This is a genomic window from Nocardioides sp. Root122 (genome assembly GCF_001425025.1).
In the GTDB taxonomy this organism is placed as follows: domain Bacteria; phylum Actinomycetota; class Actinomycetes; order Propionibacteriales; family Nocardioidaceae; genus Nocardioides.
The window spans coordinates 764791-790169 of sequence record NZ_LMDE01000001.1 but is presented as its reverse complement, the minus strand read 5'-3'; the positions used below and the strand labels follow the sequence as shown (position 1 = coordinate 790169).

The following is a 25379-nucleotide window of genomic DNA, read 5'->3' as shown; positions in this document are numbered from 1 at the left end:
TCGGTGACATGGACGAGATGAAGACCTATGACGTGGTGGTGGTCGGCGGCGGCGCGGCCGGCCTGAGCGGTGCGATGGCCCTCGGCCGCTCGCGCCGATCGGTGCTGGTGATCGACGCCGGCGAGCCGCGCAACGCCCCCGCGGACCATGCCCACAACTACCTCGGCCGCGAGGGCGTCAGCCCGCTCGAACTGCTCGAGATCGGCCGCGCCGAGGTGGCGGCGTACGGCGTCGAGGTGCTGGACGACCGGGTGGTCGGCCTGTCCGGCGAGGTCGACGACTTCCTGGTGACCACCGACGGCGGTCGGCGTGTGCGCGCCCGCCGGGTGCTGGTCACCGGCGGTGTCGTCGACGAGCTGCCGGACGTGCCGGGGCTGGCCGAGCGGTGGGGGCGGGACGTGCTCCACTGCCCGTACTGCCACGGCTGGGAGGTGCGCGACCAGGCGGTCGCCGTCCTCGCGACCACACCGATGGCCGCCCACCAGGCGCTGCTCTTCCGCCAGCTCACCGACGACGTGGTCGTGGTGGTGCACGACGGGGTCGAGATCCCGGTCGAGGAGGAGGAGAGGCTCGGCGCGATCGGCGTCCGTTTCGTGCACGGCACCCCGCAGGAGGTGCTCGCCGACGGGGACGCGCTGGTCGGGCTGCGGCTCGCGGACGGGTCCGTCCTGGAGCGGCAGGCGATCGTGGTGGCCTCCAGGCCGCACGTGCGCGCCGACTTCCTCCGCCCGCTCGGGATCGAGCCGACACCCTTCGAGATGAACGGCGTCGCCTTCGGCACGGTGATCCAGGTCGAGCCCACCGGCGCGACCACCGTGCCCGGCGTCTTCGCGGCCGGCAACGCCACCGACGTCGCGATGGTGCTCATCGCCTCGGCGGCCCACGGCCTGCGCGTCGGCGCCTGGATCAACGCCGAGCTGGCAGGCGCCGATGCGGCGAGCGCGGCACAGGCACGCCGCGAGGGGTTCTTCGAACGGCCGGCCTGGGAGGAGCGCTACACCGGCGATCGGGTCTGGAGCGGCCGGGTCAACGTCCAGCTCGAGACAGAGGCGGCCACGCTGGAGCCGGGGCGCGCGCTCGACGTCGGGTGTGGGGAGGGCGGCGACGCCCTGTGGCTCGCCGACCGCGGTTGGCAGGTCACGGCGTCCGACTTCGCCGACGCGGCCCTGACCAGGGTGGCCGAGCACGCGGCCGCGGCCGGGCTGTCGGACCGCGTCGGGACGAGGCGCATCGACGTGCGGGCCTTCGAGCCCGACGGCGAGACGTGGGACCTGGTCACGTCCCACTTCCTGCACCTGCCCGACGGCGGGATGGTGGACGTCGTACGCCGCCTCGCCTCGGCGGTCGCACCCAGCGGCACGCTGCTGGTGGTCGGCCACGCGCCGAACGACCTCCACACCGGCTTGCGGCACGGGCACCACTCCTACATGCACACCGCCGACCAGCTGCTTCCCGCGCTGGACGACGGCTGGGAGGTCGAGGTGTGCGAGTCGCGGCCCAGGACCCAGGCGCACCCGGAGACCGGCGAGCCGGTCGACATCGCCGACACCGTGCTCCGCGCACGACGCCGGCGGTGAGGGCGCGGGCGGCATGATGGTGGACATGACCTCTCGGGACGTCCCGCTCGTGCCGCCCGCCCGGCAGTGGTGGACGGTGCTGCCGTTCCTGGTCGCGGTGACCGCCGTTGCCGGGATCGGCGGCCTCGCGGCGTCCGGCTCGCAGGCGACCTACCGCGCGCTCGAGCTGCCGCCGTACGCCCCGCCGTCGTGGCTGTTCGGGCCGGTGTGGTCCGTGCTCTACCTGATGATCGGCGTGGCCGGCTGGCTGCTGTGGCGCGACCGCGGCTGGGACCGCAGCCTCTGGCTCTGGACCGTCCAGCTGCTGCTCAACCTCGCGTGGACGCCGCTGTTCTTCGCCGCCGACCTCTACGCCGTGGCGCTCGCCGAGATCGTCGTGCTCGCGGTCGCGGTGACCGTGCTGATCGCGTGGGCGTGGCGCCGCACCCGGACAGCCGCGTGGCTCCTGGTCCCCTACCTCGGGTGGGTCTGCTTCGCGACCGCCCTCAACGCCGGGATCGTCGTGCTGAACTGAGCTCGGGCAGCCCGCGTGGACGCCTGTCCGGACGTGGGTGAAATGTTGATCACGACGTTCACGTAAAGGACACCTTTACGTCCTCGCGGGCGTACTGTCGAGACATGGCAGCGCCCGGCCCCGCCTACGTGAGCGACGTCGTCGCCTCTGGCGTGGCACGCCCGAGCAAGCACGACAGTCGCCGCGACCAGCTCGCGGAGTCGGCTCTGGTGACCCTCGGCGAGCAGGGCTACGCGCGCACCTCGCTGCGCGACATCGCCCAGCGCTCCCCGTTCTCCCACGGGGTCGTGCACTACTACTTCTCCAGCAAGGAGGAGCTGATCATCTACTGCGTGCGCTACTACAAGCGCACCTGCGTCACCCGCTACGACGAGGTCGTCGAGCAGGCGACCACCGCGCCGGGGCTGCGTGAGGCCTTCGCCGACAAGCTGGCCGAGACCATCCGTGAGGAGGCCCCGATGCACCAGCTCTGGTACGACCTCCGCAACCAGTCGATGTTCGAGCCCGCGCTGCACGACGTGATCATCGACATCGACGGCCAGCTCGAGCAGATGGTCTGGCGGGTGGTCGCCCGCTATGCCGAGCTCGCCGGGCTCGAGCCCACGATCGACTCGACGTCCTGCTACGGGATGCTCGACGGCCTCTTCCACCAGGCGCTGCTGGCCTGGGCGACGGGGCCCGCGGAGGAGCGCGACGAGGTGCTCGAGGTGTTCAGCGAGCGCGTCAACACGCTGATGCCCACGCTCCTCACGCACTGACCGGGCGCTTCGTCCCCGTCCCGGACGCTGACCGGGCGCTTCGTCCCCCGCCGGTTGTCCACAGATCGCGTCGGACGGGTGTTGCCGACACCTGCCGGCGGCCCAGCATCGACGCATGATCTTCTCGGGAACGCTCGCCCTCGACCCAGCCCACCACGCCGCCTGCACCGACATGCTGCGGACGCGGCTGGCCGACCTCGAGCTCCGGCGCCGCACGACCGGCACCGCGGTCGAGCGCGTGCTGGCGAGCTGGCACGGTGAGGCCGCCGACCGGTTCCGCTCGCGCTGGGAGGACTGGGACCGCGGCGCCGCACTCGTCGTGGAGCAGCTCGCCCACGGCATCGCGGCCCTCGACCGGTGCCGCGCCGAGGCCGTGGTCGCCGATGCGGCGAGCGGCGAGTCGTCCACGCACCTGCTCGGACGGCTGGGATGACCACCTACGACGTCGACCTGGCCGAGGTCCGTGACGTGCTGGTCGAGCTGGCCGGCTGCCAGCGCGACCTCATCGAGCTGGCCGGTGAGGTCGAGGCCGCGCAGGCCGGGCTGCGGGCCGGCTGGACCGGGCGCGCGAGCGACGCGCAGGCGACGTCGTACGACGCCTGGCGCGACGAGTGCGCTGCCATGGTCACCGCCCTGGCGGCGCTGCGGGGCGTCGCGGCGGCGGCCGACGCCCACTACTCACGCGCAGTCGCGACCAACGTCGAGCTCTGGCGGCAGGTCGCGCCATGAGGATCAGCGTCGAGTGCGGCGGGCTCGTCTCCGCGGCCGGCACGTGTCGCACCGCCAACCAGACCGCCGCGCTGCTCACGGAGGCGCTGGCCGGCAAGCTCGCCGGCCTCGGCGGGATGGCCGGCAACGACGCCACGAGCGCCGACTTCGCGACGGCCTACGACGCGGCTGCACGCGAGGCGGTCGGCTCGCTCGCTGACCTGACGCACTCCTTCATCGGGCTCGGCCGCCTCCTGGCGGCGACCGGCGCCAACCACGAGGCCGCCGAGGCCGCCGCGGCCGGACGGGTGGCGGCCTACGACGGCTCGTCGCTCGCCGACGCGTTCGTCCGGGTCGCCCCCGAGCCTCCCCCGTCCAGCCTGGGTGCGCAGGAACCGTCCCTCGGTGCCGTCGACCGGTGGATCCTCGACCAGGTCGAGGGGTTCGTGTGGCCCGGCGCCGACGTCGGGTTGCTGCGCGAGGCCGCGCACGCCTGGACGCGCACGGCCGAGTCCGTCGCGGCCCTCGTCGACCACCTCGACATCGCGCGCGACCTCGTCGGGCACCAGCGATCGCCCGAGATCGGGACCGCGCTCGCCTGCCTCGCCGACGTCCGGTCCCTCGTCACCGACACCGCGTCCGAGCTGCTCGCCCTGGGCACCGCGTGCGAGAACTACGCCGATGCCGTCGAGGACGTGCACGCCCGCACCCGCGCCCTCCTCTCCGAGATCGGCTCGATGGTGGTCGAGGGCGCGGTGCTGTCGGTGGTCATCGGCGGGCTGACGGGCGGCCTCGGTGGTTCCGCGGCAGCGGCCGCCGCAGCGGCGCGGGTCCGCGCCCAGGCACCCCGCTTCCACGCCCTCCTCGTCGCCCTCCGCGCCACGGTCGCCTCGGGCAGCGCGCGCCTGCGGACCGCCCGCGAGTCGCTGCGCGGCCTCCGAGCGCGGTTCGACCGCTACGCCAAGGCGGCGCTGCGCGACGAGCGCGGTTCGATGCGCAACCCCGGCGGCTGGTGGGGCCCGCGCTACACCCGCGTCCGCCGCACGATCGACGACCCGGAGCTCTTCGACCCCCAGGACCTCCGCGGGATGGACCCCGCCGAGCTCCGGCGGATGCTGGAGCACTGGGACGTGTCGCCGGTGCGATCCGGTGAGGGACTGCGGTTCAGCGATCCTCGGATCGGCTCTCGGAAGATCCGCATCATGGACGGCTACCCGGGCAACAGGCCCGACGCCCTCACGCACGGTCCGTATGTTGTCGTCTCGCAGGGCCACCAAGCCATCAAGATCCCACTCGAAGGGAACCCGCTCCTGTGAAGACCGAGCTGCTCGAGCTCCTCCTGCCCGATCTCGATGAGGAGTACGCCACCGGAGGGTTCCTGGCTCTGTACGAGGTGAGCTGGAACCTGGCGGGCCTCGGCCTCGACCGCAGCGATCCGACGTTCGCGCCGCTCGCCCGCGAGGCCTACGTCAGGTTCCGCGCGCAGCACCCGGATCTCGTCCTGGCGCGTGGCACCTGGCCGGACCTGCTGGCGACAGCCACACCCGCCTTCGCCGAGGACGACGCCGAGGTCGACCTGGATCCGAGAACCGATGCGGACGCGCCGATCCTGTTCCTGGTCGCCCCGCAGGACCTGCCGACGCCGTGACCGAACCCTGGCTGACCCAGCTGATCGGGGACCTCGAGGAGGAGTTCGAAACCTGCGGGATCATGGGCCTGTACCACTTCACGTGGTGGCAACAGATCGGCAGCAGGCCGGACGAGCGCGACCTCATCGTCGCCCGGGCCCGCGAGGCATACGCAGTCTTCGTCCAGCGCCATCCCGAGGCGTGGCTGGGGTGGATCACCTGGCCCGGCATGGAGCCGGAGCTCGCCCGACGGGCCGACCCGGGCACCGAGCTCGACTTCATCCTCGACCCGGACTCGTCGCCGGACACGCCTCTCCTCGTCCTCGTCGACGGCACCGAGGCCTGAACCTCACGCCCGACGCGGCCGGAGCTCGACCACGTTCTCCGGGAGCTTCCTCGCTCGGCTCCGCGACGGCTTCGTCCGCGCGCACGACGGGGTGAGCGTCCGCTCGGACACCCGGTTGGCCCTGGCCTCCACCACTCGGCCCGCACCCGTCACGATGCCGTCGAGGACGTGGTCGAACGTGAACCCGGCAAGCTGGGGATTGCCCTCGCCCTTCGCACCGTCCCGGAGCAGGTGGTCGATCACGAACCGCAACGACGGGAGCATCATCGATGGTCGCTCGGAGGTCGCATCCCACGTGAGGCAGCAGCCGTCGCGGCACACCTCCCATGCGAGGTAGGCGAACGGCACGGTCGTGTCGCCCCGCCCTGTCGTCGTACCGCGCAGGGTCCTGCCGGAGTCGGCCACCGCATGGAGGTAGGCGCGCTCGGCCTCGTTGAGGGCAGGACGGATCCGGAGGCAGCCGGTGAGCTCGTGCATGCCGGACACCTGCCCGGGCCACGGGGCCGGAAACAGGCACCAGCGAATCTGTGGACAGAGCGGAGCGCGCAAGGTCTAGACGACAGCCGTCCAGAACGTCTTCAGCAGGTCCTCGATGCCAGGCGCACCCAGCTCGACCTGGGTCAGCAGGACGGCGACGGTCCCACGGTCCGGATGGACGTAGGCGGACGTGCCGGTGCCGCCGATCCAGCCGTAGCGGCCGATCTCGTTCCACGGCTCGCGGAGCGAGGTGTCGACCCCGCCGCCGAACCCCCAGCCCTGCCCGTCGAGGAAGAAGCCGGCCATCTCCCGCTGCTGGGGCGTGGTGTGGTCGGTGGTCAGCAGCCGCACCGATGCCGGGCTGAGCAGCGACCCTCCGTCGGCGAGCAGCATCCGCCCGAAGGCCAGCCAGTCGTCGGCAGTGGTCACGAGGCCTCCTGCTCCCGACGCGAACGCGGGAGGGGACACGAAGGCGCCGTGGGATGGGTCGGTGACCACCAGTGCCCCCTCCCGGCGCCCGAGGAGCGCGGTGAACCGACCCACATCGGCCGCGGGCACGTGGAACCCGGTGTCGACCATGCCCAGCGGCTCCAGGAGCCGATCGGCCATGAGGTCCGCCAACGAGGCGCCCGCGGCCCGCGCGAGCAGCACGCCCAGCAGGTCGTAGGACAGGTTGTAGGTCCACCCCTCGCCGGGTTGATGGATCAGCGGGATCCCGGCGAGGCGTCGCAGCCACACGTCGGGCGCGGGCACGTCGCCGACCTGCATCGAGCCCTGGTGCAGCCGCTCCCCCAGCAGCGGCACGACCGGCGAGTCCACCGTCGTGAAGCCCAGACCCGAGGTGCACCCGAGCAGGTGGCGCGCGGTGATCGGCCGCGCGCACGGCACGGTCTCGTCCAGCGGGCCGGTCGGCGTGCGCAGCACCTGCGGCGACGCGAGCTCCGGCAGCAGGACGGACACCGGCGCGTCGACGTCGAGCAGGCCGTCCTCGACGAGCCCCATCGCCAGCGCCGCGGTCAGCGGCTTGGTGATCGACGCGGCACGGAAGAGGGAGTCGCGGCGCATCGCGACGCCGTCGGGCCCTTGCTGCCCGAGCACCTCCACCTGCACGTCGTCCCCGCGCGCGACCACGGCGACGAGGCCGGGGACCTCCCCCGACTCGACGTACGGCGACAGCGCGGCGCGCAGGTCCATGGCCGGCAACCTACCCGCGGGGCGCGACGGGGGAGGCGGCCCGAACCTGCCTCCCCCGCCCGCTCACCCCAGGCGCCACTTCTGGTTGGCGGTGCCGGCGCACGTCCAGAGCTGCAGGGCGGCGCCGTTGGCCGCGTTGACGTCCTTGATGTCCACGCACTTGTTCGCCTGCGGGTTGACGAGGTCGCCCGCGCCGCTCAGCACGAACTGCTGCGCCGGGTTGCCGCTGCAACGGGCGATCTGGATCGGCGTACCGTCAGCAGTGCCGCCGCCCGCCACGTCCATGCACATCCCGCTCTGCGTGCGGAGCGTGCCGCTCACCCGCTCCCAGCGCTGGTTGGTGCCGCCGTGGCAGTCCCACATGACCAGCCGCTGGCCGTCGGCGAAGCTCCAGCTCGGCACGTCGATGCACTTGCCGTTGAGCTGGCTGACCAGGGTGCTGCCGGTCCCGGTCGGCGGCGGCGGAGTGGTCGCGCCGCCCGGACCGAAGGGCGTCAGCGTGATGCCGGCCGAGCGCGGGTCGCCGCTGTGGACCAGCGACTCCTGCGCCTGCACGTCGTCGAAGGCGAAGCCGTAGGCCCGGCCGTCGACCATGTTCTGGTGCACCAGCCGCGAGTAGTGGTTGGTGATGGAGCCCTGGTAGAAGTCCGCTGCCGTGCCGCTCGGCTGCGTGTCGAGCCGGCCGAGGGTCGAGCGGTGCAGTGCCGCGCAGAGCGTGCGGGCGATCGGTCCGACGACCTGGTCGTTGGGAGCGCCGAGGGAACCGTCACAGCCCCAGACGTTGCCGGTGCTCGGTCGCTGGAACGCCGCGACCTGCTGGCCGGCGCCGTTGGTGAAGGTCATCGTCGTGCCGGACGTACGCCCGAAGTAGCGCACGTCGGGCCGGTCGCCGAACGGCACCACGGTCAGCGTCCTCGAGGCATAGGCGTTCCATGCGCTGGCGATGTAGGGGTCGAGGTAGTTGCGGTCGAAGTAGCCGGCGTCCGCCGCCTTGCCCGGCGCGAGGACCCGCAGCACCGTGCCGTCGGCGCGGGTGCGGACGAGCCCCGCCCAGCCGGCCTGGTTGCGTACGCCGTTGATGACCTTGTTGCGACCGTCGTCGACGAGGCGGCCGGTCGTGCGCGTGGTGCCGTCGGCCCCGGTCACCGAGACGGCGTGCGGCACGGCGAACATGTCGACCTGTGAGCTGTTCAGCCACAGGCCGGCGTCGTTGTAGGTGAGCTCACTCCAGTCGAAGAGGATGTTCTCGCTCGGGTCGCCGGGTGCCCAGGGTGCCGGCTGCACGAGCCCGTCCGGCGTGAGCCGGAAGGGCAGCCGCTCGCCGAAGGACATGTAGATCCGGCCGGAGAAGCCGCGCGGCACGTTGAGCGTGGTGCTCGAGCCGGTGCCGCCCATCCGGGTCGAGACGTCGGGCACCGGGCTCGGCGGGTTGCTCCCCGCCGGCCACGGGCTGAACGTCCCGGCCTGGTTGACGTACCCCAGGCGCCCGGTGGCGAGGTTGACACCGACGACGTAGAGGTAGACGTCCTCGCCCCGCTGCGACTGGTTCGTGATGGTGAACGGCAGCCGGTCCGGACCGACAGCGAGGGCAGCCGGGGGTGGACCGGCGAGCGTGAGCGTAGCCGCGAGGGCGGCCAGGGCGACGAGCGCGCGACGGATGCGCATGGTGGACCTTCTTCCCGAGAGAGGTGTGACGGCGGTCACGTTATGGGAGCGCTTCCACTGCTTGTCAAGGGCCGTCGGATCCGGTGACGGACTGGTCCGCGGACCACTTCCGGAAGTGGTCCGGCCTGGTCGAACCCGTCGTCGCGGGTGTAGGCATGAGCGCGAGGACACCGCGCCCTCGCGTCCCCTCGAGGAGATGGATCATGGCCGCTCTCGACACCGCGCAGCTGCTCACCGAGCTCGAGAGCACGGTGGAGGACAACCTCAACCGTCACCTCGGGCTGGCCGACGAGTGGATGCCGCACGAGTACGTCCCGTGGAGCCTCGGACGCGACTTCAAGGACCTCGGCGGCGAGCCGTGGTCGGTCGAGCAGTCGCAGCTGTCGTCGGTCGCGCGGACGGCGCTCGAGGTCAACCTGCTCACCGAGGACAACCTGCCGAGCTACCACCGCGAGATCGACCGGGCGTTCGGGCGCGACAGCGCGTGGGGCACGTGGGTCAACCGCTGGACGGCCGAGGAGGGCCGCCACGCGTTCTGCATCCGCGACTACCTCCTCGTCACCCGCGGCGTCGACCCCGACGAGCTCGAGCGGGCGCGGATGGAGACGATGGAGACCGGCTACGAGGCGCTCGACAAGTCACTTCTCAACGTCTGCGCCTACGTCTCCTTCCAGGAGCTCGCGACGCGGATCTCGCACCGCAACACCGGCCGTTACACCGACGAGCCGATCGCGGAGAAGCTGCTGACGCGGGTCGCCAAGGACGAGAACCTCCACATGATCTTCTACCGCAACCTCGTCGCCGCGGCCCTCGAGCTGACGCCGAGCCAGACGATGCGCGCGATCACCGAGGAGGTCATCGACTTCCAGATGCCCGGCAGCGTCATCCCCGGCTTCTCCCGCAAGGCCGTGGTGATGGCGAAGGCCGGCATCTACGACCTGCGCATCCACCACGACGACATCGTCACCCCGCTCCTGCGGCAGTGGGGCGTGTGGGACCTCGAGGGGCTCGATGCGGACGGCGAGAAGGCACGTGAGGAGCTGGCGGCCGCCGTCGCCGCCCTCGACGAGGAGGCCACCCGGTTCGTCGAGCGCCGCGCGGAGGCGGAGGCGAAGCGGGCGGCTCGCGCCTGACCGGGCATCATCGCCCCATGACCGAGCGCAACGTCCTGGGCGGCGAGCTGGAGTCCTGCGGCACCGACCCGGTCACCGGCTTCCACCGCGACGGCACCTGCGCGGTCGGCCCGCACGACGTGGGGCTGCACGCGGTGTGCGCGGTGATGACCGAGGAGTTCCTCGCCCACCAGCGCGTGGTGGGCAACGACCTGTCGACGCCGCGGCCCGAGTGGGGCTTCCCCGGCCTGGTGCCGGGCGACCGCTGGTGCGTCGTCGCAGCGCGCTGGCTCCAGGCGTACGACGCAGGCGTGGCCGCGCCGGTCGTGCTCGCCGCCACGTCGGAGCGCGCGCTCGACGTCGTACCGCTCGCGGTGCTGCGGGAGCACTCGGTGGACGTGCCGCCGGACCTGAGCGCCTGGGAGTGACGGCCTACAGCGACCTACAGGTGGTGCAGCTTCGGGTAGGGGTGCGGCACCCGGAGGACCTTCGAGCCGAAGTCGACGGTCACCGCGTGGGCATCGATCGCCGTCACCCGGCCCAGGCCGTGGAGGTCGTGGGTGACGCGGTCGTCGATCTCGAACACCTCGACGACCGGCTCCACAGCCGGCTTGAACGGGCTGGAGGGAAGGTGCTTCGGCCGTGAGCCGCGCGACGTAGTCATCACCTCCAGTATGCGCCCACCCTGGGCGGAAATCTCTTTGATCGTGCGAATGGGCGAGGTCTCACCCGCGCGCAGCCACCCAGTGCGCGCCGCACGAGCGACACTCGCGGTCGTGCCCGGGGTGCACGCACCCGACCCAGCGCACCCAGTCCGGGCCACCGCCGACGTCGTCGCGGGCGGCCGGCATCCCGATGACGAGGTGGAGGACGTCGGCGGACCCACAGCGCGGGCACGTCCCGCGCACGGCGTCGTAGGGCTCCTCGGGCTCGAGGACACGCGCCTCGCGAGGAAGGTCAGGTGGTTCCATCGTCACCCCGCTCCGGGCCGCTCCGCGCGGCCTCCTCCGAGGCTACGCGCGCGGACCGACAGTGCCGGGCCGCACGACCTCGGCGTAGACCCCGAACATCGGCTCGCCGGCCGCGTTGGTCGGCCGCGAGCGGACCAGCTCCTTGAGCAGGCGCACGTCCTTGACACCGGTCTCGGGGTGGTGGTCGATGACCGCACAGCGCGGGACCGGACCGCCGATCCGGAGCTCGGCGTCGCCGACGCGGAACGTCGTACCGAGCCAGGAGTCCTCCGCCCACGGCGCGTCGGTCTCCGCGACGAGGGTGGCCCGAAAGCGGGCCGCCTCGGCGTCGACCGCGTCGAGCGACGCCGTCCCCACGATCGTCACCGGAGCGGCGAAGACGACGCCTCCGCGCGGTGCGGCAGCGAGCCGTACGTCCCGGCCCAGGAAGTCGGACGCCAGCGACGCGTGCGGCCCGTCGACCAGCGCGAGCGACACGGCGCGACCCCAGTAGTCGCACGTGATCGTCTCCCCCGTCGGCGGTGCGGGCGCGACGACCGGCTCCCCGGACGGCAGCGTCAGCGAGAGCTCATCGCCCTCGGCCCGCGCCACCACGCTGACCAGCGAGGGGTGCTGCACCGTGCGCAACACCCGACGAGCGGCGACGTCGACCAGGCACCACGACCTGTCACCGAGCGCCCCGAGCGCGTCGAGCTCGACGGACGGCAGCGCGAGGTGGCGCACGCCCTTGACCGGGGAGAAGCCCGCGGCGCGGACGACGAGCTCGGACATGCGGCCAGTCTGGCAGTCGTCCAGGCGCCCCATGCTGAGGATTGACTTGACGACAATTCAATTCGCGATGGACCCCGGGCGGTCCGGCGGTCGAGGAAGGCCCGATCAGGCCAGCAGCCCCTTGACGTACGCCGCCTGCCCGAGGTGCTGCAGGCAGTCGCCCTGGATGCTCACGAGCCGGACGCCGGCGGTGACCGGCGGGTCCCACCGCTGGTCGACCTCCCGCTCGAGCTCCTTCTCGTCGACGGTCTGCAGGTAGCGCGCGGTCGCGAGGGTGACCTCGTGGTGGTAGTCGACGAGCAGCTGCGGGTCGGTGATGCGCACCGCGTCGACCTGCTCGCTGGTGTGGCCGTAGCCGATGTCGTCCGTGCCATTGGGAAGCCCGAAGCGGTCCTGGAACTCCTCCCACACCTGGGAGGTGCCGGCGAGGTCGGCGACGTGGTCGTCCTGCACCCGCGCGAGGTGCCACAGCAGCCAGCCGATCGGGTTGCCGGTGCCGCCCGGCCGGTGGTGCAGGCTCGCCTCGTCCAACCCCTCGGCGAGGTCGTCGTACAGCTCGGTGATCCGGCCGAAGCCCTCGGTCAGCAGTCCGCGTACGTCCATGCCGTCCAACGTAACCGGGGCGCCGCGCGGCACCACGTCCGTCCGGGTGGGCTGTCGCGGCCGTACCCCGCATGGGGGAGTTCGCTCCGCCACCGACCTGCGGCGTCGCGTGGCGCTACCGTCGGACCATGGTCCTCAGGCGGCGCCCGGACGCGACGTACGTCGGTGACGTCCCGCCGCTGCGCCGGATCATCCCTTTCGTGATGCCGACGCGCACCGAGTCGCTCGTCTACTTCCAGCAGCGCATCGAGGTCGAGGGCCTCCTCGCGTGGATGGAGGCCACCAACGCTGCGCGAGCGCGCGCGGACCGCGTGAGCCTGTTCCACGTCTTCCTCACCGCGATCGGACGCACCGTGCGGCTGCGTCCCGAGACCAACCGCTTCGTGGCCGGGCGACGGACCTACCAGCACGACGAGATCAGCATCTCCTTCGTGGTCCGCCAGGGGATGGCCGAGGACGCCGAGGAGTCCGAGGCGCGCGTGGTGCTGACCGGCACGGAGCTGGTGGACGACGTACGCCACGTCGTGGACGGCGTCGTCCGCGTGGAGCGCGCCGGCGTCGAGGAGGGCGGTGACGACCGCCTCGTCCACTTCTTCGCGGCGTGGCCGAGGCCGGTGCTCAACGGGGTGGCGCGCGGTGTGCGCTGGCTGGACTACCACAACCTGCTGCCCGGCCGGCTGGTCGGCGCCATCCCGCTCTACACCAGCGTCTACGTCGTGCACGCGGGCTCGATCGGCATCGATCCGCCGTTGCACCACCTCTACGAGCTCGGCACCGCGAGCGCCTTCGTGGCCATCGGCAGGGTCGCGCCGCAGCCCGTGGTGGACGACTCGGGCGCTGTGGTCGCGCGCCGGTGCGTCGACGTCGCCTACACGCTCGACGAGCGGGCGACCGACGGCTTCTACTTCGCCAAGACCGCCGAGGTGATCCGGCGGCTCGTCTCCGAGCCCGACCTCCTCGCCGACCCGACCGTGACCGTGGAGGAGATCGTCCCGACCTGGCCGCCCCGGCCATGACCTCGCTGCTCCTCCGCCGCGCTCCCGGCTGGCGCGGTGTCGGCGTCGAGGCCGGCGTCGTCGCGCTCGCGCTGCTGGCCAACCTCCTGGTCCGCCGCCTCACTCTGGACGACCTCCCGGCCGCGACGGCCAACGCCCACTCGCTGCTCGCCCTCCAGGAGAGGTGGGGCCTGGACTGGGAGCACGCCGCCCAGCGCAGCATCGACGGCCTGCCATGGCTGGGGACGATCGCCTCGTGGTGGTACGTCTGGGGCTACCTGCCCGTCGTCGGCGCGGCCCTGGTGGTGCTGTTCGTCCGGTGGCCCCACGACTACGCCCGCCTGCGCAACGCGCTGCTGGTCGGCGGGATCGTGGGCCTGCCCGTCTACGCCCTCTACCCGGTCGCGCCTCCGCGCCTCACCGACCTGGGGTACGCCGACACCGTCCGCAGCAGCGTCGTCGACGGCCTCGCCCGACCGACCGACGTCGCCAACGAGATCGGCGCGATGCCGAGCTTCCACGTCGGCTACCTGGTGGTGGTCTCGGTCGTCGTGTGGCGGCTGACCCGCAGGTGGTGGGTGCGTGCGTGGTGCCTGCTGCAACCGCTGGTCATGTGCTGGGTCGTGGTCGCCACCGGCAACCACTGGGTGCTCGACCTGCCGGCCGGGCTGGCGCTCGCGCTGGTCGGCCTCGCGGTGGCGGGGTGGATCGAGCAGCGGGCCGGCACGGGCTGACGGACTCAGGACCGCGCTGGTTCGCCCTCCTGGTCGGCCGGCTCCGCCACGTCCGAGCGGACCAGCGCGAGCGCGGCGTCGGCGAAGCGAGCCGGTGCTCCGGCGGGGTCGAGCCGCCGCGCCACGGCCTGCGCCTGAGCGGTCATGCCCATCGCCCGGCGTACGGCGTCGCGCAGCCGCTCGGGGGTGAGCCGCGACGGCTTCAGCGAGACACCGGCACCGGCCTCGGTCACTCGCCTCGCGATCTCGGGTTGGTCCCGCCCGAAGGGAACCACCACCGTGGGCACGCCGGCGGACGCCGCCTTTGCGACGATCCCCATGCCTCCGTGGCACACGACCGCGGCTGCGTGCGGCAGCACGTGACCGTGCGGCACGAAGCGCTCCACCCGGACGTTCCCCGAGGTGGCCACCTCGGCCTGGGCGTAGGCGTCCGCGAGGGTGATCAGGACGCGGACGGGCTCGTCGCGCAGCGCCTCAGCGGCGACCCGGGCGAGCTGCTCGTCGCCCTGGTAGTCGGTCGAGCAGGTGACGAGGACCCATGGGTCGCCGGGCTCGTCGAGGTACGACGGCCGGGCGGCGGGTGGCTCCCACGGCTGGCTCCCGACCAGGTGGATGTTGTCCGGCAGGTCGGGGCGGGGGTACTCCAGCGGCTCGGAGGTCAGCGCCAGGATCGTGTTCGGTGGGCGCCAGTTCTCCAGCGGCGTGCTCAGCTCGTGCAACCCGAGCTCGCGCCGCAGGGCGTTGAGCCCGGGCAGCATCGCCTTCGCGAACATCCGCTCGACGAGGCGCCACATCACGGCATCGCGCACTGAGCCGAGCGGCCCGCGCGCCGGCCTCATCCCGATCCCGTAGGCCGGGATCCTCTTCCCCGGCACGGGTACGACGGTCGGCATGAGGACCGCGCGCGGCAGGTCGAGCCGCTCGGCCTGGAGCTGGGCGCCGTAGGCGTTGACGTCGACGAGGACGACATCGGGCCGGAACGACTCGACGGCCAAGAGGAAGTCCGGGCCGTCGTGGCGGCCGCGGCCGATCAGGTCGACCTGACCGGCGTGGAGGCGGTCCGAGTCGGAGGTCGCCTGATAGTCGGTGATCGGCACCGCCATGACCTCGTCCGCGACCGGCGACGCGTCGACACCGGCCTCGTGGAGGACCGGGACGAGGGACGGCAGCGTGCGGACGTGCACGTGGTGGCCGCGGCGCTGCAGCTCGAGCAGCCCGGGCACCAGGGGCAGGGTGTGGCCGACGGCTGGTGAGACGTAGGCGAGGAAGCGGGACATCGGTGGACTCCTGGATCGACTGGCGTTTTGATTAGTGTCCCGCTATATTGATTTGTGTCAAGCACAAATTGAAGGGTGGTCCAGACATGGCACGCCGTTACGAGATGGCCGGCCGGGCCGCCGCGATGCAGCGCACCCGCGAGTCGATCCTCGACGCCGCGGTCGAGCTCTTCACGCCGGCATGGTTCGACGAGGTCACCCTCGCCGACGTCGCGCGCGCGGCAGGCGTCTCGCAGCAGACGGTGGTCAACCACTTCGGCAGCAAGATCGGCCTCTACCTCGCCGGCGTCTCCGAACGCGTCGCCCCGGTCCTGGCCGAGCTGCGGTCCCGCGCCGTGCCCGGCGACGTCGCATCCATCGTCGAGACGGCGCTCACCGACTACGAGACCTCGGGCGACGCGACCTTCCGCATCGTCGGCCTCGCCGAGCGCGTCCCCGAGCTGGAGCAGGTCGTCGAGGGCGGCCGCCAGGCGCACCGGGCCTGGATCGAGCACGTCTTCGCGCCGCAGCTCACGGGCCTGCGCGGCAAGCGGCGCGAGCGCACCGTGGTGCTGCTCGCGACCACCCTCGACGTGCTGACGTGGAAGGCGCTCCGCCGCGACCAGCGGCTCGACCGGACCGAGACCGGAGTGCACCTGCGGTGCCTCGTCGAGGGCGTGCTGGCCACCGCGCGACCGTAGGGGGTCGAGCTGGCCCGGGCGGGGCTGACCTACTCCGCCGGCGTCGCCGACCGCACCTGCGGCGCGGTCGAGTGCTCGTCCTTCATGCCGTCGATCTCGGCCAGCACCCGCGAGCGCTCGTCGTCGCTCAGCGCGACCTTCGCCTCCGCCAGCCCGCGGTCGAGCTCGTCGGCGATCATCCGGTCCTCGGCGCTGTACTGCCACGAGCTGACCTCGTCGACCACCCGCTGTGCCGCCTCGGTCGCTGCCTGGTTCACGTCGTCGCTCATGCGTTCCAACGTAACCAGCGCGCGGCGGGCCACAACCGCCCCAGAGGGTGGGCCCACCCCGGCCCACCCCGGCTCACCCCGGCTCACCCCGGCTCACCCTGACTCACATCGCGCGCGACAGGCTGCGCCGCAGCGCCCACGCACCCAGCGCCGCCACCACCGCCGCCATCCCGGCGAGCACCGCCAGGTTGGGGACGATGTCGGCCAACGTGCCGTCGCGCCGCTGCACCTCGGCGAACGCCGTGTACGCCCACGCGTGCGGCGTGACGTCGGCGATCCGCCGGATGGCGTCGGGAAAGAGCTCGAGCGGCAGCATCGAGCCGCCGAGTGCCGCCAGCACCAGGCCGACCCCGACACCCGCGCCGCTGGCCGCCCCCTCGTTGGTGAGCAGCGTGCCGAGCAGGATCGCCGCACCGGACGCGACCAGGCTGAAGAGCAGCAGGATCAGCAGTGCCAGCGGCAGGCTCCCCCAGCGCACGCCGAACAGCACGCTGGTGGCGACCATGAGGTAGCCGCCCTGGAAGAGCCCGATCGCCCATCGCCCGAGGATCTGGCCCGCCACCAGCTCGCCCGCGGTCATCGGCCCCGCGAGCATGCGCGCCACGACGCCGAGGCGACGTGCCTGGATGAGGGTCGCCGACCCCGCCAGGCAGCTGAGGAAGACGAACAGCAGCAGCTGTCCCGACGCCCCGAAGTCGAACTGGCCGAGCCCGGCGAACTCCTTGCTCAGCGCGTCGACGTAGTGCACCTCCAGCGCCGGCGCCGCCACGTCGCGGCCGGCCACGTCCAGCGCCGCCGCGGCGTCGTCGGCCGCGACGCCGTGACCGGTCACGGCGAGGAGCCGGTTGCGGTCGGCGCGCACGGCGTCGACGGCGACACGCACGTCCTGCTCGACCACCTGGGCGTTGCCCGACGGGCCGCGCACCACTTCGAGCGTCAGCGCTGCCCCGTCGTCGTACGCCGTCGCGGCCGCGCCGTCGACCCGCACCGCGACGTCGAGCCGTCCCCGCGCCAGCAGGTCGAGGGCGTCCGACCACGCAGGGCCGGACACCACGACGTCGTCGTGCTCGAGCTGCTGGACGAGCGCGGACTGCAGCGTCGAGTCCGAGCCGCTCACTGCCACCCGGCCGGCTCGGGCGCCCTCGCCGAACTGCAGGCCGATCATCAGCACCAGCAGCAGCGGGAAGACGAAGACGAAGAAGAGGTTGGAGCGGTCGCGGAGGAAGAGCCTGAGCTCGACCCCGGCGACGGACAGGGCGTTCGTCATGACAGCACCCCGTGGTCGGGGACCAGCCGCGAGACCGCGAGCATGACCGCACCGAAGCCGAGCATGATCGCGACCGGTACCCCGATGTCGGCGATCCCGCCGCCCCCGGACGTCGTACCCAGCCCGCGGAGCAGCGCCGCGACCGGGTTGAGGTCGAGCACCCACGTGAACGGGCCGGTCGAGCTGACCGGGAAGAAGGCACCGCCTCCGATGCCGAGCACCAGCGCCACGATCGAGGTCGCGATGCCGGCCTGCTCGCTGGAGCGGGCGACCCGCACGATCAGGAACATCACCGAGGTCCCGGCCGCCGTCGCGCAGACCACGAGCACGGCGACGGCGGGCAGCGAGCCGAAGTCGGCGTCGAAGAGGTAGCTGCCCAGCGTCAGCAGCACCCCCGTCGCCACCACACCGAGGACAAAGCTGACCAGCGCCTTCGACGCGATGATGAGCCAGGCCGGGATCGGCATCGACCGCAGCCGCGACAGCGTCCCGGACTCGCGGTCCACCAGCAGGCCGGTGACGCCGAAGCTGACCGTGAAGAGCAGGAACAGCCCGGCCTGCCCCGCCACCAGCGCGGCACCCGAGTCGAGCTGCTCGTCGGCCGCCCGCCCCTGCCTGAGGTCGTACGCCGGTCCGCCGGACGTCGCCTGCTCGACCAGGGCCGCCAGCTCGGTCGGCGCGACACCCTCGGCCAGCGCGGCCCGGACGGTGACCGCACCGGAGGCGAACTGGCCGAGGACGCCGTCCACGACCGAGAGCACGATGTCGGCCTCGATGCCGGCCTCGTCACCGCGGACGGCCTCGACCGTGACGGCCTCACCCTGCTGCGCGGCCTGCCCGAAACCGGTGGGCACGAGCAGCGCGATCGCGGCGTCCCCGTCCTCGACCTGCTTCCGGCCGGCGGCCTCGTCGACCTCGTGGACCGTGACGTCGAGCTCACCGGTGCCGTCGAGGTCGCTCACGACCGAGGTCAGCACCTGCGCCATGTCGTCCCCCGCTGGTGCGCTGATCGCGACGGTGACCGGCGCGAGGTCGAGGCCGTCGGTCGCGCTGAAGACGAGGTTGAAGACGGTCATCAGCGCCATCGGCACGACGAGCGCAAAGATGACGACCGTCTTGTCGCGGACCCGCTGGAGCAGGTCGGCGGCCGTGAGGGCGAGGAGCTGGCGCATCGTCCGCGCCTAGTCCCTCAGGCCCTTGCCGGTCAGGTGGAGGAAGACCGACTCGAGGTCCGGTCTCGAGATCTCGACGTCGAACAGCGTGACGCCGTACGACGTCGCGGTGCCGACCACCTGGGCGACGAGGGCGGGCGCGTCCTTGACCGTCAGCGTCGCAGCGCGGCGCTCGGTGTCGACGCGCTCGACGCCCGGGATCAGCCGCAGCTCCTCGGCGGCGCCGGCGAGGTCGCCGGTCCCGCCGAGCCTGATCGTGTCGACGCCCCCGATGAGCCTGATCAGCTCGTCTCGGGTGCCCTCGGCCTGCAGGCGGCCGGAGTCGATGATGCCGATGCGGTCGCAGAGCCGCTCGGCCTCCTCCATGTAGTGGGTCGTGTAGAGCACCGCCATGCCCTCGCCGGACAGCGCCTCGACCGACTCGAGGATCGCGTGGCGCGACTGCGGGTCCACGCCCACCGTCGGCTCGTCGAGGATCAGCAGGGTCGGCTGGTGGAGCAGCCCGATGCCGATGTTGAGCCGGCGCTTCATGCCGCCGGAGTACTCCTTGCTGCGGTCCTTCGCGCGATCCGCGAGGCCGATCAGCTCGAGCACCTCCTCGACCCTGACCTTGAGCTCGCTGCCGCGCAGGCCCTGGAGCCTGCCGAAGAGTGCGAGGTTCTCCCGGCCGCTCAGGTCCGGGTAGATCGCCAGCTCCTGCGGCACCAGCCCGACGTGCCGCTTGGGCTCGGTGGTCCGCGGCGTCATCGCCTCCCCGGCCACGGTGACGGTGCCGGCGTCGGCCGCCATCAGCCCGGCGACCATCGAGATCGTCGTCGTCTTGCCGGCCCCGTTGGGCCCCAGCAGGCCGTACGTCTCCCCCGGTGCGATGCGGAACGACACCCCGTCCACGGCCGTCAGGTCCCCGAACCTCCGGACCAGCGAGTCCACCACCAGCACGTCTGCCATGCCGCCCCTCCCGTCACCTCCACGCTCCCAGAGCGTCCTGGCCGAGGGCAGGGACGAAAGTCACGACTTCAGCGCAGCCCTGCTCGCTGGTTGAGGTGCGAGCGCAGCGAGCCTCGAAACCACCTCTCCGAGGTGGTCGAGTAGCCCGCGAGGAACGAGCGGGCGTATCGAGACCGGGGATGCCGCCCCGTCAGCCGGGCGCCAGGACCTCGAGGCCGAGGGAGTGTGCCGCGTCGGCCATCCGGCTGTCGTATGTGATCACCGCATCCACCCCAAGCCGGATCGCTGCGGCCAGGTGGAGGGCGTCGAGGGATCTGAGGCCCGCCCCGGGCAGCAGCCCGGCTTCCGCGAACAGCGGCGGCGGAAGCTCGTGGAGATCGACACCGCGGAGCAGGTCGCTGACTGCCTTCTGGCTCAGGGCGGGTTCGCGCGCCACGAGGCGGCGGAGCTCGGTCTCGAGGAGGAGGCAGGCCACCAGGTCGGGCTTCCGCCTCCGGAGCTCGACCGCCAGCGCCTCGGACTCCGACTCCTGCACCAGGAGCTTGGCTGCCGCCGACGTGTCGAGGTAGCAGCGGCTCACCGGTCGCCTCGGAGGTCGTCGAGGTGCTCGCTCGTCGGTCGTGCGCCCTCGACACGAGGCAGAGCGGTGACGTCATGGCCGGGCGTTGCCGCCCTGACGCGGCGCAGGTCGGTGTCGGGCACGGGGGTGAGCCGCGCGACCGGGACGCCGCGCCTGGTGACGGTGAACGACTCCCCCGCCTCGACCGCACGGATGATCTCGGCGTTGTCGTTGCGCAGCTCGCGCTGACTGATCGATCGCACGTCCACGAAAGTAGCACTTCGTAGCACCTCGATCACGCCACCGAAGGACCATGCTGGTGACGGTTCCGAGATCGAGGCACGTGCACAGTCAATGGCCCTCAACGGCATCGACGCGAGTACTTCCCGCACATCTGTGGACAACACCTGCCCGGGAGGGCGCACCCCGCACTGACCCCTCGCATGCCCGACAGCCTCACGGGTACGGAGGTCGTTCGACACCCTCGACCTAAGGCGGTTCAGCACGATGAAGGCAGTCACCTGGCAAGGCGTCCACGACATGCAGGTCACCGACGTACCCGACCCGCGCATCGAGGAGCCGACGGACGCGATCATCAAGATCACCTCCACCGGCCTGTGCGGCTCCGACCTCCACCTCTACGAGACCCTCGCCCCGTTCATGGAGGCCGGGGACATCGTCGGCCACGAGCCGATGGGCATCGTCGAGGAGGTCGGCTCGGAGGTCACCAACCTGAAGGTGGGCGACCGCGTCGTCGTGCCGTTCAACGTGTGCTGCGGCTCGTGCTGGATGTGCGACCAGGGCCTCTACAGCCAGTGCGAGACCACGCAGAACCACGAGCACGGCACCGGCGCGAGCTTCTTCGGCTACAGCAAGCTCTACGGCCAGGTCCCCGGCGGACAGGCGGAGTACCTCCGGGTCCCCTTCGCCAACTTCCTGCCCGTCAAGGTGCCGCACGAGCACGCCGACGACCGCTTCCTCTTCCTCTCCGACGTCCTCCCCACCGCGTGGCAGGGGCTGCAGTACGCCGACGTGCCCGACGGCGGCACGCTCCTGGTCCTCGGCGCCGGCCCGATCGGCGACATGGCCGCCCGGATGGGCGTCCGCGCGGGCCACCGGGTCTTCTCCGTCGACCACGTGCCCGAGCGCCTCGAGCGCGTCGCGGCGTTCGGCGCCGAGCCGCTGAACTTCGACGAGGCCAACGAGGTCGGCAGCGTCGGCGACGTGATCCGCGAGGCCACCGGCGGCCGCGGCCCTGACGCGGTGATCGACGCCGTCGGCATGGAGGCCCACGGCTCCGGCGGGGCGCAGCTCGTGCAGAAGATGACCGGCCTGCTGCCCGACGCCATCGCCGAGCCGATGATGAAGAAGGCCGGCCTCGACCGCCTCGCCGCACTGCACACGGCCATCGACGCCGTACGCCGCGGCGGCACGATCTCGATCTCCGGCGTCTACGGCGGCATGGCCGACCCGATGCCGATGATGCAGATGTTCGACAAGCAGATCCAGATCCGGATGGGCCAGGCCAACGTGCGGCGCTGGACCGACGAGCTGCTGGCGATGCTCGTCGAGGACGACCCGTTCGGCGTCGATGCCTTCGCCACCCACCACCTCCCCCTCTCCGAGGCCCCCGACGCTTACGAGCACTTCCAGAAGAAGGAGGAGGGCATGGTCAAGGTGGTCTTCCAGCCCTGACCTCAACCTTGGAGCGCCGACCTCTCCACCCACCCCCGGCTCGTGAGCGGCACCCCGTCCTCCCGCAGCCGCTCGACGGCCGTCCCGCCATGACACGTGGCGGGGCGGCCGTCGGCGTGCACGACGCGCCACCACGGCACCGCGTCGCCGTGCAGCGCCATCACCCGGCCGACCTGCCGCGGCCCCGCCCTGCCGACCTCCCTGGCCAGCGCGCCGTACGTCGTCACCCGCCCGACCGGCACCTGCTCGACCAGCGCCAGCACCGCCTCGACGTAGTCCTCGTCCACGCGGCTCAGCCCTCGGCAGGTACGTCGTAGTGCAGCAGGCCGTCGACCACCCGCGCGCCGGCCGACGGCTCGTGGGGCGTGGTCCGGCCGTTGTGCGCCAGGTGGGCGACGTCGAGGTCCCGCAGCAGGAGCGCGGCGTCGGCGACCAGCCGGCGGTGGCAGCGCCACCACACGGCCTCGCTGCACATCACGACCGTCGTGCCGTTCGTCGCCACCTGCTCGCCCAGCTCGTCCAGCGCCGCGAGGAAGTCGGGCGTCCTGGTGTGGGCGGCGTACGCCCGGAACGCCTCGACCCGCCACCAGCTGTCGGCGTCGGGGTCCGCGTCCTTGTCGCGTCGTCGGCGGCCGCCGAGACGCTCCTCCCACCGGTAGCCGATGCCCACCTCCGGCAGCCACTCGGTGAGCGAGTCCTTGCTCACGCCGGGGTTGTGCCGGCTGCCCGGGAAACGCCGGATGTCGACGAGCAGGTCAGTGCCCGCGTCCGCCAGCAGCGTCCCGAGCGCGTCGCGGTCGAGCGTCCCGTGCCCGACGGTGAGCAGCCGTCCCATGCCTCCAGCCAACCCCATCCCTCGAAACGGGCAGTGGCCCCGTGCCTCCTGTGCGGCGGGACCTTGGGGCCCGCGGCCGGGACGAAAGGCCCTGTCTTCGTCGCGACGCGGCAGGCCAGACTCACCCAATGACCCCGATCTCGACCCCCACGGCGTACGTGCCCTGGTTCAGCCGACGGGCGCGACTGGCGCTCGCCGGGGTGCTCGCGATGTTCGTGTCCATCACTGTGGCCCGGTTCGCCCTGGGCAACGACGCCTCGGTGGCCATCACGTTGCTCTACGTCGTGCCGATCAGCCTCGCCGCCCTCGCCTGGGGGCGCGTCGCCGGGATGATCGCCTCGGCGGCCGCGCTGGTCCTCCTTGCCCTGTGGGTGCTGGCGGCCGACGTGGACCTCACCGTGCTCGGCTGGTCGGCGCGCGTGGTGCCGCTCGTGCTCGTCGGACTGCTCCTCGGCGACGCCTCCGACCGGCTGCGCCGCGCCGAGCGGGCCCACGTCGAGCAGACCGAGCGCGAGCTCCTCCACCGGCAGGCCGTCGAGATCAACGACTCGCTCCTCCAGGGCATGGCGGCGGCCAAGTGGGCACTGGAGGCCGAGCGGCACGACGTCGCGCACCAACGCCTCAGCGATGCCATCGCGTCGGGACAGAAGCTCGTCGCCGGACTGATCCGCGAGTCGGCGATGGGGCCGCTCGACGGCGTTCCTGAGACACATCGCCGCTGAGGGGCAGCGACGCGTCCCACTACCCTCACGGCATGCGCGCCCCTGCAGCCCTGTCCGCGCTGGTGGACCGCGCCGCGGCGCTGCTCTCCTCGCCCGGCCGCGTCGTCCTCGGCATCACCGGCGCGCCCGGCGCCGGCAAGTCGACGCTCGCCGAGGCGCTGGTGGCAGGACTGCGCGCGGACCTCGGACCCGACGACGTGGGCCACCTGCCCATGGACGGCTTCCACCTCGCCGACGTCCAGCTCGACCGCCTCGGCCTGCGTGACCGCAAGGGCGCACCCGAGACGTTCGACATCGACGGTTACGTCGCCATCCTGAGCCGGCTGCACGACGAGCCCGGCCACACGGTCTATGCCCCGGGCTTCGAGCGCGACCTCGAGCAGCCCATCGCCGCCGCCATCGCCGTCCCGGCCTCCGCCCGGCTCGTCGTCACGGAGGGCAACTACCTCCTGCTGCCCGACCGCGGCTGGGAGCGGGTCCGCCCCCTCCTGACCGAGGCCTGGTTCGTGGACGTGGACGACGACGTACGCCGAGAGCGCCTGGTCCGTCGCCACGAGCAGTTCGGCAAGTCGCCCGAGGGCGCTCGCGCCTGGGTCGACCGGGTCGACGAGCCGAACGCCGAGCTCGTCCGCGCGACCCGGGAGCGCGCCGACCTCGTCATCGAATGACGCGCACACTCACCCACGACCGTTGGTCGAGGTGCGAGCGCACCCACTCCTCGGTGGTTGAGGTGCGAGCGCACCCACTCCTCGGTGGTTGAGGTGCGAGCGCACCCACTCCTCGGTGGTTGAGGTGCGAGCGCAGCGAGCCTCGAAACCACATCGACAGACGGCCGTCGGGGAGTCGCCCGGCGGCCGTCCACTGTCTGTCCGCTGGGGTCAGCGCACGCCCTGCGAACGCCAATAGGCGTTCAGTGCACCGTTCACCTTCACGAACCAGATGATCAGACCGAGCCCGAACGCCCATCCGAGCAGGAGCGCCCACAGTCCGGTCGCACCGCTGACGGGGGAGCGCATCCCGCGGCGCTCGTACATCCCTGCGATCTCGCTGGGAGTGAGGAACCACATCACGAAGCTGGCGAAGAGGCCGATGAGAAGAGCGACGCCCCCACCGAGGCCGGAGTTGGTGTGGCGCTTCATCTCTTCGTGCGTCTTGTAGAACCAGTAGAGCGAGTAGAAGCCAAGGGTCACGATGCACAAGGCGATGCAGGTGCCGGTGCTCCGCACCTGACCGAGCTGGCTGGGGTCGAAGGTGCCGTATGGCGTCGGCGGCGCGTACCCCCGAGCACACCTCGTTCGACAGCTCAATGGTTCTACCGCCGAACAGACTTCCAGCGCCTGGACAGTCGCCGGAGCTGTTAGAGACCGTTCTTCTTCGCCCCGAACGCAGCCTGCTCGGGGGTGAAGCCCTCGAACTTGAGCTGGTCGATGAGGCCCTGGCGCGAGAACGAGCTCATCTCCAGGTAGTTCTCACCCGAAGCCGCGGCCTGCTTCATCCAGTCGGCCTTCTGTGCGTCGACGCCGTAGACAGCGTCTTTCTCCGAGTAGCCCTCGAACTTCAGCTGCTTGATCAGTCCGGTGCGCGAGAAGGCGCTGTAGTCGAGGTAGTTCGCCGCGGCCTCACGAGCATTGGCCTGGGACACGGACTCCTTCGGCTTGGAGTCCTTCTTGGCCGCGGCCTTGTCGCCCTTCTCGCCCTTGGCGGGCTTGTTGTTCACGTCGGCGCGGTCGGCAGCAGTGCCGGAATCCTCAGGGATCTCGCACGCGCTGACCGACACGGACAGGACGGACGCGAGCATCAGCGCCCCGAGCTTCTTCTTCATGGTGTGCATCCCCGTGTTCGGCGGTGACGCCCGGACCCCACGTCCGGGCGTTGGGGTCGCCCTCACGGACATCCCCGAGT

At 72.0% G+C, this 25379-nt stretch carries 34 protein-coding genes; 16 read left to right on the top strand and 18 right to left on the bottom strand.

Translation table 11 applies throughout. From position 1 onward, the window contains the following. Window positions 1-8 precede the first annotated feature (8 nt). The 8 genes from ASC64_RS22660 (at window position 9) to ASC64_RS03665 (ending at window position 5531) form a co-directional block, all read left to right on the top strand. Window positions 9-1577: a bifunctional NAD(P)/FAD-dependent oxidoreductase/class I SAM-dependent methyltransferase gene (locus ASC64_RS22660; RefSeq protein WP_056906130.1), complete on the top strand. Its 1569-nt coding sequence runs from the start codon at window positions 9-11 to the stop codon at window positions 1575-1577. 25 nt (window positions 1578-1602) lie between these two features. After that, on the top strand, window positions 1603-2091 hold the full coding sequence (locus ASC64_RS03695; RefSeq protein ID WP_056906282.1) for a TspO/MBR family protein: 489 nt from the start codon (window positions 1603-1605) through the stop codon (window positions 2089-2091). Window positions 2092-2195: 104 nt separating this feature from the next. Further along, complete coding sequence (locus ASC64_RS03690; RefSeq protein WP_056906129.1) at window positions 2196-2849, top strand: TetR/AcrR family transcriptional regulator; 654 nt, start codon at window positions 2196-2198, stop codon at window positions 2847-2849. Between the two features lie 115 nt (window positions 2850-2964). Then, on the top strand, window positions 2965-3282 hold the full coding sequence (locus ASC64_RS03685) for a hypothetical protein (protein ID WP_056906128.1): 318 nt from the start codon (window positions 2965-2967) through the stop codon (window positions 3280-3282). Further along, entirely contained in the window at window positions 3279-3578 is a 300-nt protein-coding gene (locus ASC64_RS03680) for a WXG100 family type VII secretion target (RefSeq protein WP_056906127.1), read from the top strand. The genes ASC64_RS03685 and ASC64_RS03680 overlap by 4 nt, the downstream gene beginning before the upstream one ends. Next, on the top strand, window positions 3575-4873 hold the full coding sequence (locus ASC64_RS03675; protein WP_056906126.1) for a hypothetical protein: 1299 nt from the start codon (window positions 3575-3577) through the stop codon (window positions 4871-4873). Before ASC64_RS03680 ends, ASC64_RS03675 begins: the two co-directional genes overlap by 4 nt. Further along, the gene (locus ASC64_RS03670; RefSeq protein WP_056906125.1) at window positions 4870-5205 is read left to right on the top strand and encodes a hypothetical protein; all 336 of its coding nucleotides are present in this window, start codon (window positions 4870-4872) and stop codon (window positions 5203-5205) included. Before ASC64_RS03675 ends, ASC64_RS03670 begins: the two co-directional genes overlap by 4 nt. Beyond that, the gene (locus tag ASC64_RS03665; protein WP_056906124.1) at window positions 5202-5531 is read left to right on the top strand and encodes a hypothetical protein; all 330 of its coding nucleotides are present in this window, start codon (window positions 5202-5204) and stop codon (window positions 5529-5531) included. The genes ASC64_RS03670 and ASC64_RS03665 overlap by 4 nt, the downstream gene beginning before the upstream one ends. A 3-nt stretch (window positions 5532-5534) precedes the next feature. On the opposite strand, the gene ASC64_RS03660 is transcribed toward ASC64_RS03665, so the two are convergent. The 3 genes from ASC64_RS03660 to ASC64_RS03650 form a co-directional block, all read right to left on the bottom strand. Then, entirely contained in the window at window positions 5535-6008 is a 474-nt protein-coding gene (locus ASC64_RS03660; RefSeq protein ID WP_056906123.1) for a hypothetical protein, read from the bottom strand. Between the two features lie 75 nt (window positions 6009-6083). Continuing rightward, on the bottom strand, window positions 6084-7202 hold the full coding sequence (locus ASC64_RS03655; RefSeq protein WP_056906122.1) for a serine hydrolase domain-containing protein: 1119 nt from the start codon (window positions 7200-7202) through the stop codon (window positions 6084-6086). A 63-nt stretch (window positions 7203-7265) separates the two neighbouring features. Further along, window positions 7266-8867 (bottom strand): beta-1,3-glucanase family protein, encoded by a 1602-nt coding sequence (locus ASC64_RS03650; protein ID WP_056906121.1) that lies wholly within the window; start codon window positions 8865-8867, stop codon window positions 7266-7268. 203 nt (window positions 8868-9070) lie between these two features. Between ASC64_RS03650 and ASC64_RS03645 the strand changes: the two genes are divergently transcribed. Together ASC64_RS03645 and ASC64_RS03640 are read left to right on the top strand one after the other, a co-directional pair. Further along, window positions 9071-10000 carry an acyl-ACP desaturase gene (locus ASC64_RS03645; protein ID WP_056906120.1) on the top strand — a complete coding sequence of 310 codons (930 nt, stop codon included), beginning with the start codon at window positions 9071-9073 and terminating at the stop codon, window positions 9998-10000. Between the two features lie 17 nt (window positions 10001-10017). Beyond that, on the top strand, window positions 10018-10407 hold the full coding sequence (locus ASC64_RS03640) for a DUF2237 family protein (RefSeq protein ID WP_056906119.1): 390 nt from the start codon (window positions 10018-10020) through the stop codon (window positions 10405-10407). 14 nt (window positions 10408-10421) lie between these two features. On the opposite strand, the gene ASC64_RS03635 is transcribed toward ASC64_RS03640, so the two are convergent. From ASC64_RS03635 to ASC64_RS03620, 4 genes are all read right to left on the bottom strand, one after another. Beyond that, window positions 10422-10643, bottom strand: a complete 222-nt coding sequence (locus ASC64_RS03635) for a hypothetical protein (protein WP_056906118.1) — start codon at window positions 10641-10643, stop codon at window positions 10422-10424. A gap of 61 nt (window positions 10644-10704) precedes the next feature. Next, entirely contained in the window at window positions 10705-10950 is a 246-nt protein-coding gene (locus tag ASC64_RS22305) for a hypothetical protein (RefSeq protein WP_056906281.1), read from the bottom strand. Window positions 10951-10992: 42 nt separating this feature from the next. After that, complete coding sequence (locus tag ASC64_RS03625; RefSeq protein WP_056906117.1) at window positions 10993-11721, bottom strand: MOSC domain-containing protein; 729 nt, start codon at window positions 11719-11721, stop codon at window positions 10993-10995. Window positions 11722-11826: 105 nt separating this feature from the next. Further along, on the bottom strand, window positions 11827-12324 hold the full coding sequence (locus ASC64_RS03620; protein ID WP_056906116.1) for a mycothiol transferase: 498 nt from the start codon (window positions 12322-12324) through the stop codon (window positions 11827-11829). A 128-nt stretch (window positions 12325-12452) separates the two neighbouring features. Between ASC64_RS03620 and ASC64_RS03615 the strand changes: the two genes are divergently transcribed. Together ASC64_RS03615 and ASC64_RS03610 are read left to right on the top strand one after the other, a co-directional pair. Further along, a complete protein-coding gene (locus ASC64_RS03615; protein ID WP_156384992.1) occupies window positions 12453-13340 on the top strand; it encodes a 2-oxo acid dehydrogenase subunit E2 in 888 nt (295 codons plus the stop codon). Next, entirely contained in the window at window positions 13337-14053 is a 717-nt protein-coding gene (locus tag ASC64_RS03610) for a phosphatase PAP2 family protein (protein ID WP_056906114.1), read from the top strand. The genes ASC64_RS03615 and ASC64_RS03610 overlap by 4 nt, the downstream gene beginning before the upstream one ends. 5 nt (window positions 14054-14058) lie before the next feature. On the opposite strand, the gene ASC64_RS03605 is transcribed toward ASC64_RS03610, so the two are convergent. Then, entirely contained in the window at window positions 14059-15330 is a 1272-nt protein-coding gene (locus tag ASC64_RS03605) for a glycosyltransferase (RefSeq protein WP_056906113.1), read from the bottom strand. 86 nt (window positions 15331-15416) lie between these two features. Here ASC64_RS03605 and ASC64_RS03600 point away from each other — a divergent pair, with 86 nt between their 5' ends. Beyond that, a complete protein-coding gene (locus ASC64_RS03600) occupies window positions 15417-16010 on the top strand; it encodes a TetR/AcrR family transcriptional regulator (RefSeq protein WP_056906112.1) in 594 nt (197 codons plus the stop codon). 29 nt (window positions 16011-16039) lie between these two features. Here ASC64_RS03600 and ASC64_RS03595 read toward each other — a convergent pair whose 3' ends face one another. The 6 genes from ASC64_RS03595 to ASC64_RS21530 form a co-directional block, all read right to left on the bottom strand. Further along, window positions 16040-16279 carry a hypothetical protein gene (locus tag ASC64_RS03595; protein WP_056906111.1) on the bottom strand — a complete coding sequence of 80 codons (240 nt, stop codon included), beginning with the start codon at window positions 16277-16279 and terminating at the stop codon, window positions 16040-16042. A gap of 103 nt (window positions 16280-16382) precedes the next feature. Beyond that, window positions 16383-17546: an ABC transporter permease gene (locus ASC64_RS03590; RefSeq protein ID WP_056906110.1), complete on the bottom strand. Its 1164-nt coding sequence runs from the start codon at window positions 17544-17546 to the stop codon at window positions 16383-16385. Further along, complete coding sequence (locus ASC64_RS03585; RefSeq protein ID WP_056906109.1) at window positions 17543-18718, bottom strand: ABC transporter permease; 1176 nt, start codon at window positions 18716-18718, stop codon at window positions 17543-17545. The genes ASC64_RS03590 and ASC64_RS03585 overlap by 4 nt, the downstream gene beginning before the upstream one ends. Before the next feature lie 9 nt (window positions 18719-18727). Continuing rightward, on the bottom strand, window positions 18728-19666 hold the full coding sequence (locus ASC64_RS03580) for an ABC transporter ATP-binding protein (RefSeq protein ID WP_056906108.1): 939 nt from the start codon (window positions 19664-19666) through the stop codon (window positions 18728-18730). Window positions 19667-19856: 190 nt separating this feature from the next. Next, window positions 19857-20246 (bottom strand): type II toxin-antitoxin system VapC family toxin, encoded by a 390-nt coding sequence (locus ASC64_RS03575; protein WP_056906107.1) that lies wholly within the window; start codon window positions 20244-20246, stop codon window positions 19857-19859. After that, complete coding sequence (locus ASC64_RS21530) at window positions 20243-20488, bottom strand: type II toxin-antitoxin system Phd/YefM family antitoxin (protein WP_235563500.1); 246 nt, start codon at window positions 20486-20488, stop codon at window positions 20243-20245. Before ASC64_RS21530 ends, ASC64_RS03575 begins: the two co-directional genes overlap by 4 nt. A 244-nt stretch (window positions 20489-20732) precedes the next feature. Here ASC64_RS21530 and ASC64_RS03565 point away from each other — a divergent pair, with 244 nt between their 5' ends. Next, entirely contained in the window at window positions 20733-21920 is a 1188-nt protein-coding gene (locus ASC64_RS03565) for a zinc-dependent alcohol dehydrogenase (protein WP_056906106.1), read from the top strand. A 2-nt stretch (window positions 21921-21922) separates the two neighbouring features. Here ASC64_RS03565 and ASC64_RS03560 read toward each other — a convergent pair whose 3' ends face one another. Beyond that, entirely contained in the window at window positions 21923-22207 is a 285-nt protein-coding gene (locus ASC64_RS03560; protein WP_235563499.1) for an MGMT family protein, read from the bottom strand. Between the two features lie 5 nt (window positions 22208-22212). Continuing rightward, window positions 22213-22755: a DUF488 domain-containing protein gene (locus tag ASC64_RS03555; RefSeq protein ID WP_056906105.1), complete on the bottom strand. Its 543-nt coding sequence runs from the start codon at window positions 22753-22755 to the stop codon at window positions 22213-22215. Window positions 22756-22883: 128 nt separating this feature from the next. On the opposite strand from ASC64_RS03555, the gene ASC64_RS03550 reads away from it, so the two are divergent. Beyond that, entirely contained in the window at window positions 22884-23477 is a 594-nt protein-coding gene (locus ASC64_RS03550) for a hypothetical protein (protein ID WP_056906104.1), read from the top strand. A 32-nt stretch (window positions 23478-23509) separates the two neighbouring features. Then, a complete protein-coding gene (locus ASC64_RS03545; RefSeq protein WP_056906103.1) occupies window positions 23510-24145 on the top strand; it encodes a nucleoside/nucleotide kinase family protein in 636 nt (211 codons plus the stop codon). A gap of 210 nt (window positions 24146-24355) precedes the next feature. Here ASC64_RS03545 and ASC64_RS03540 read toward each other — a convergent pair whose 3' ends face one another. After that, window positions 24356-24703, bottom strand: a complete 348-nt coding sequence (locus ASC64_RS03540; RefSeq protein WP_056906102.1) for a DUF4234 domain-containing protein — start codon at window positions 24701-24703, stop codon at window positions 24356-24358. Between the two features lie 131 nt (window positions 24704-24834). Continuing rightward, window positions 24835-25299 carry an Ltp family lipoprotein gene (locus ASC64_RS03535; RefSeq protein WP_200937444.1) on the bottom strand — a complete coding sequence of 155 codons (465 nt, stop codon included), beginning with the start codon at window positions 25297-25299 and terminating at the stop codon, window positions 24835-24837. Window positions 25300-25379: the final 80 nt, after the last annotated feature.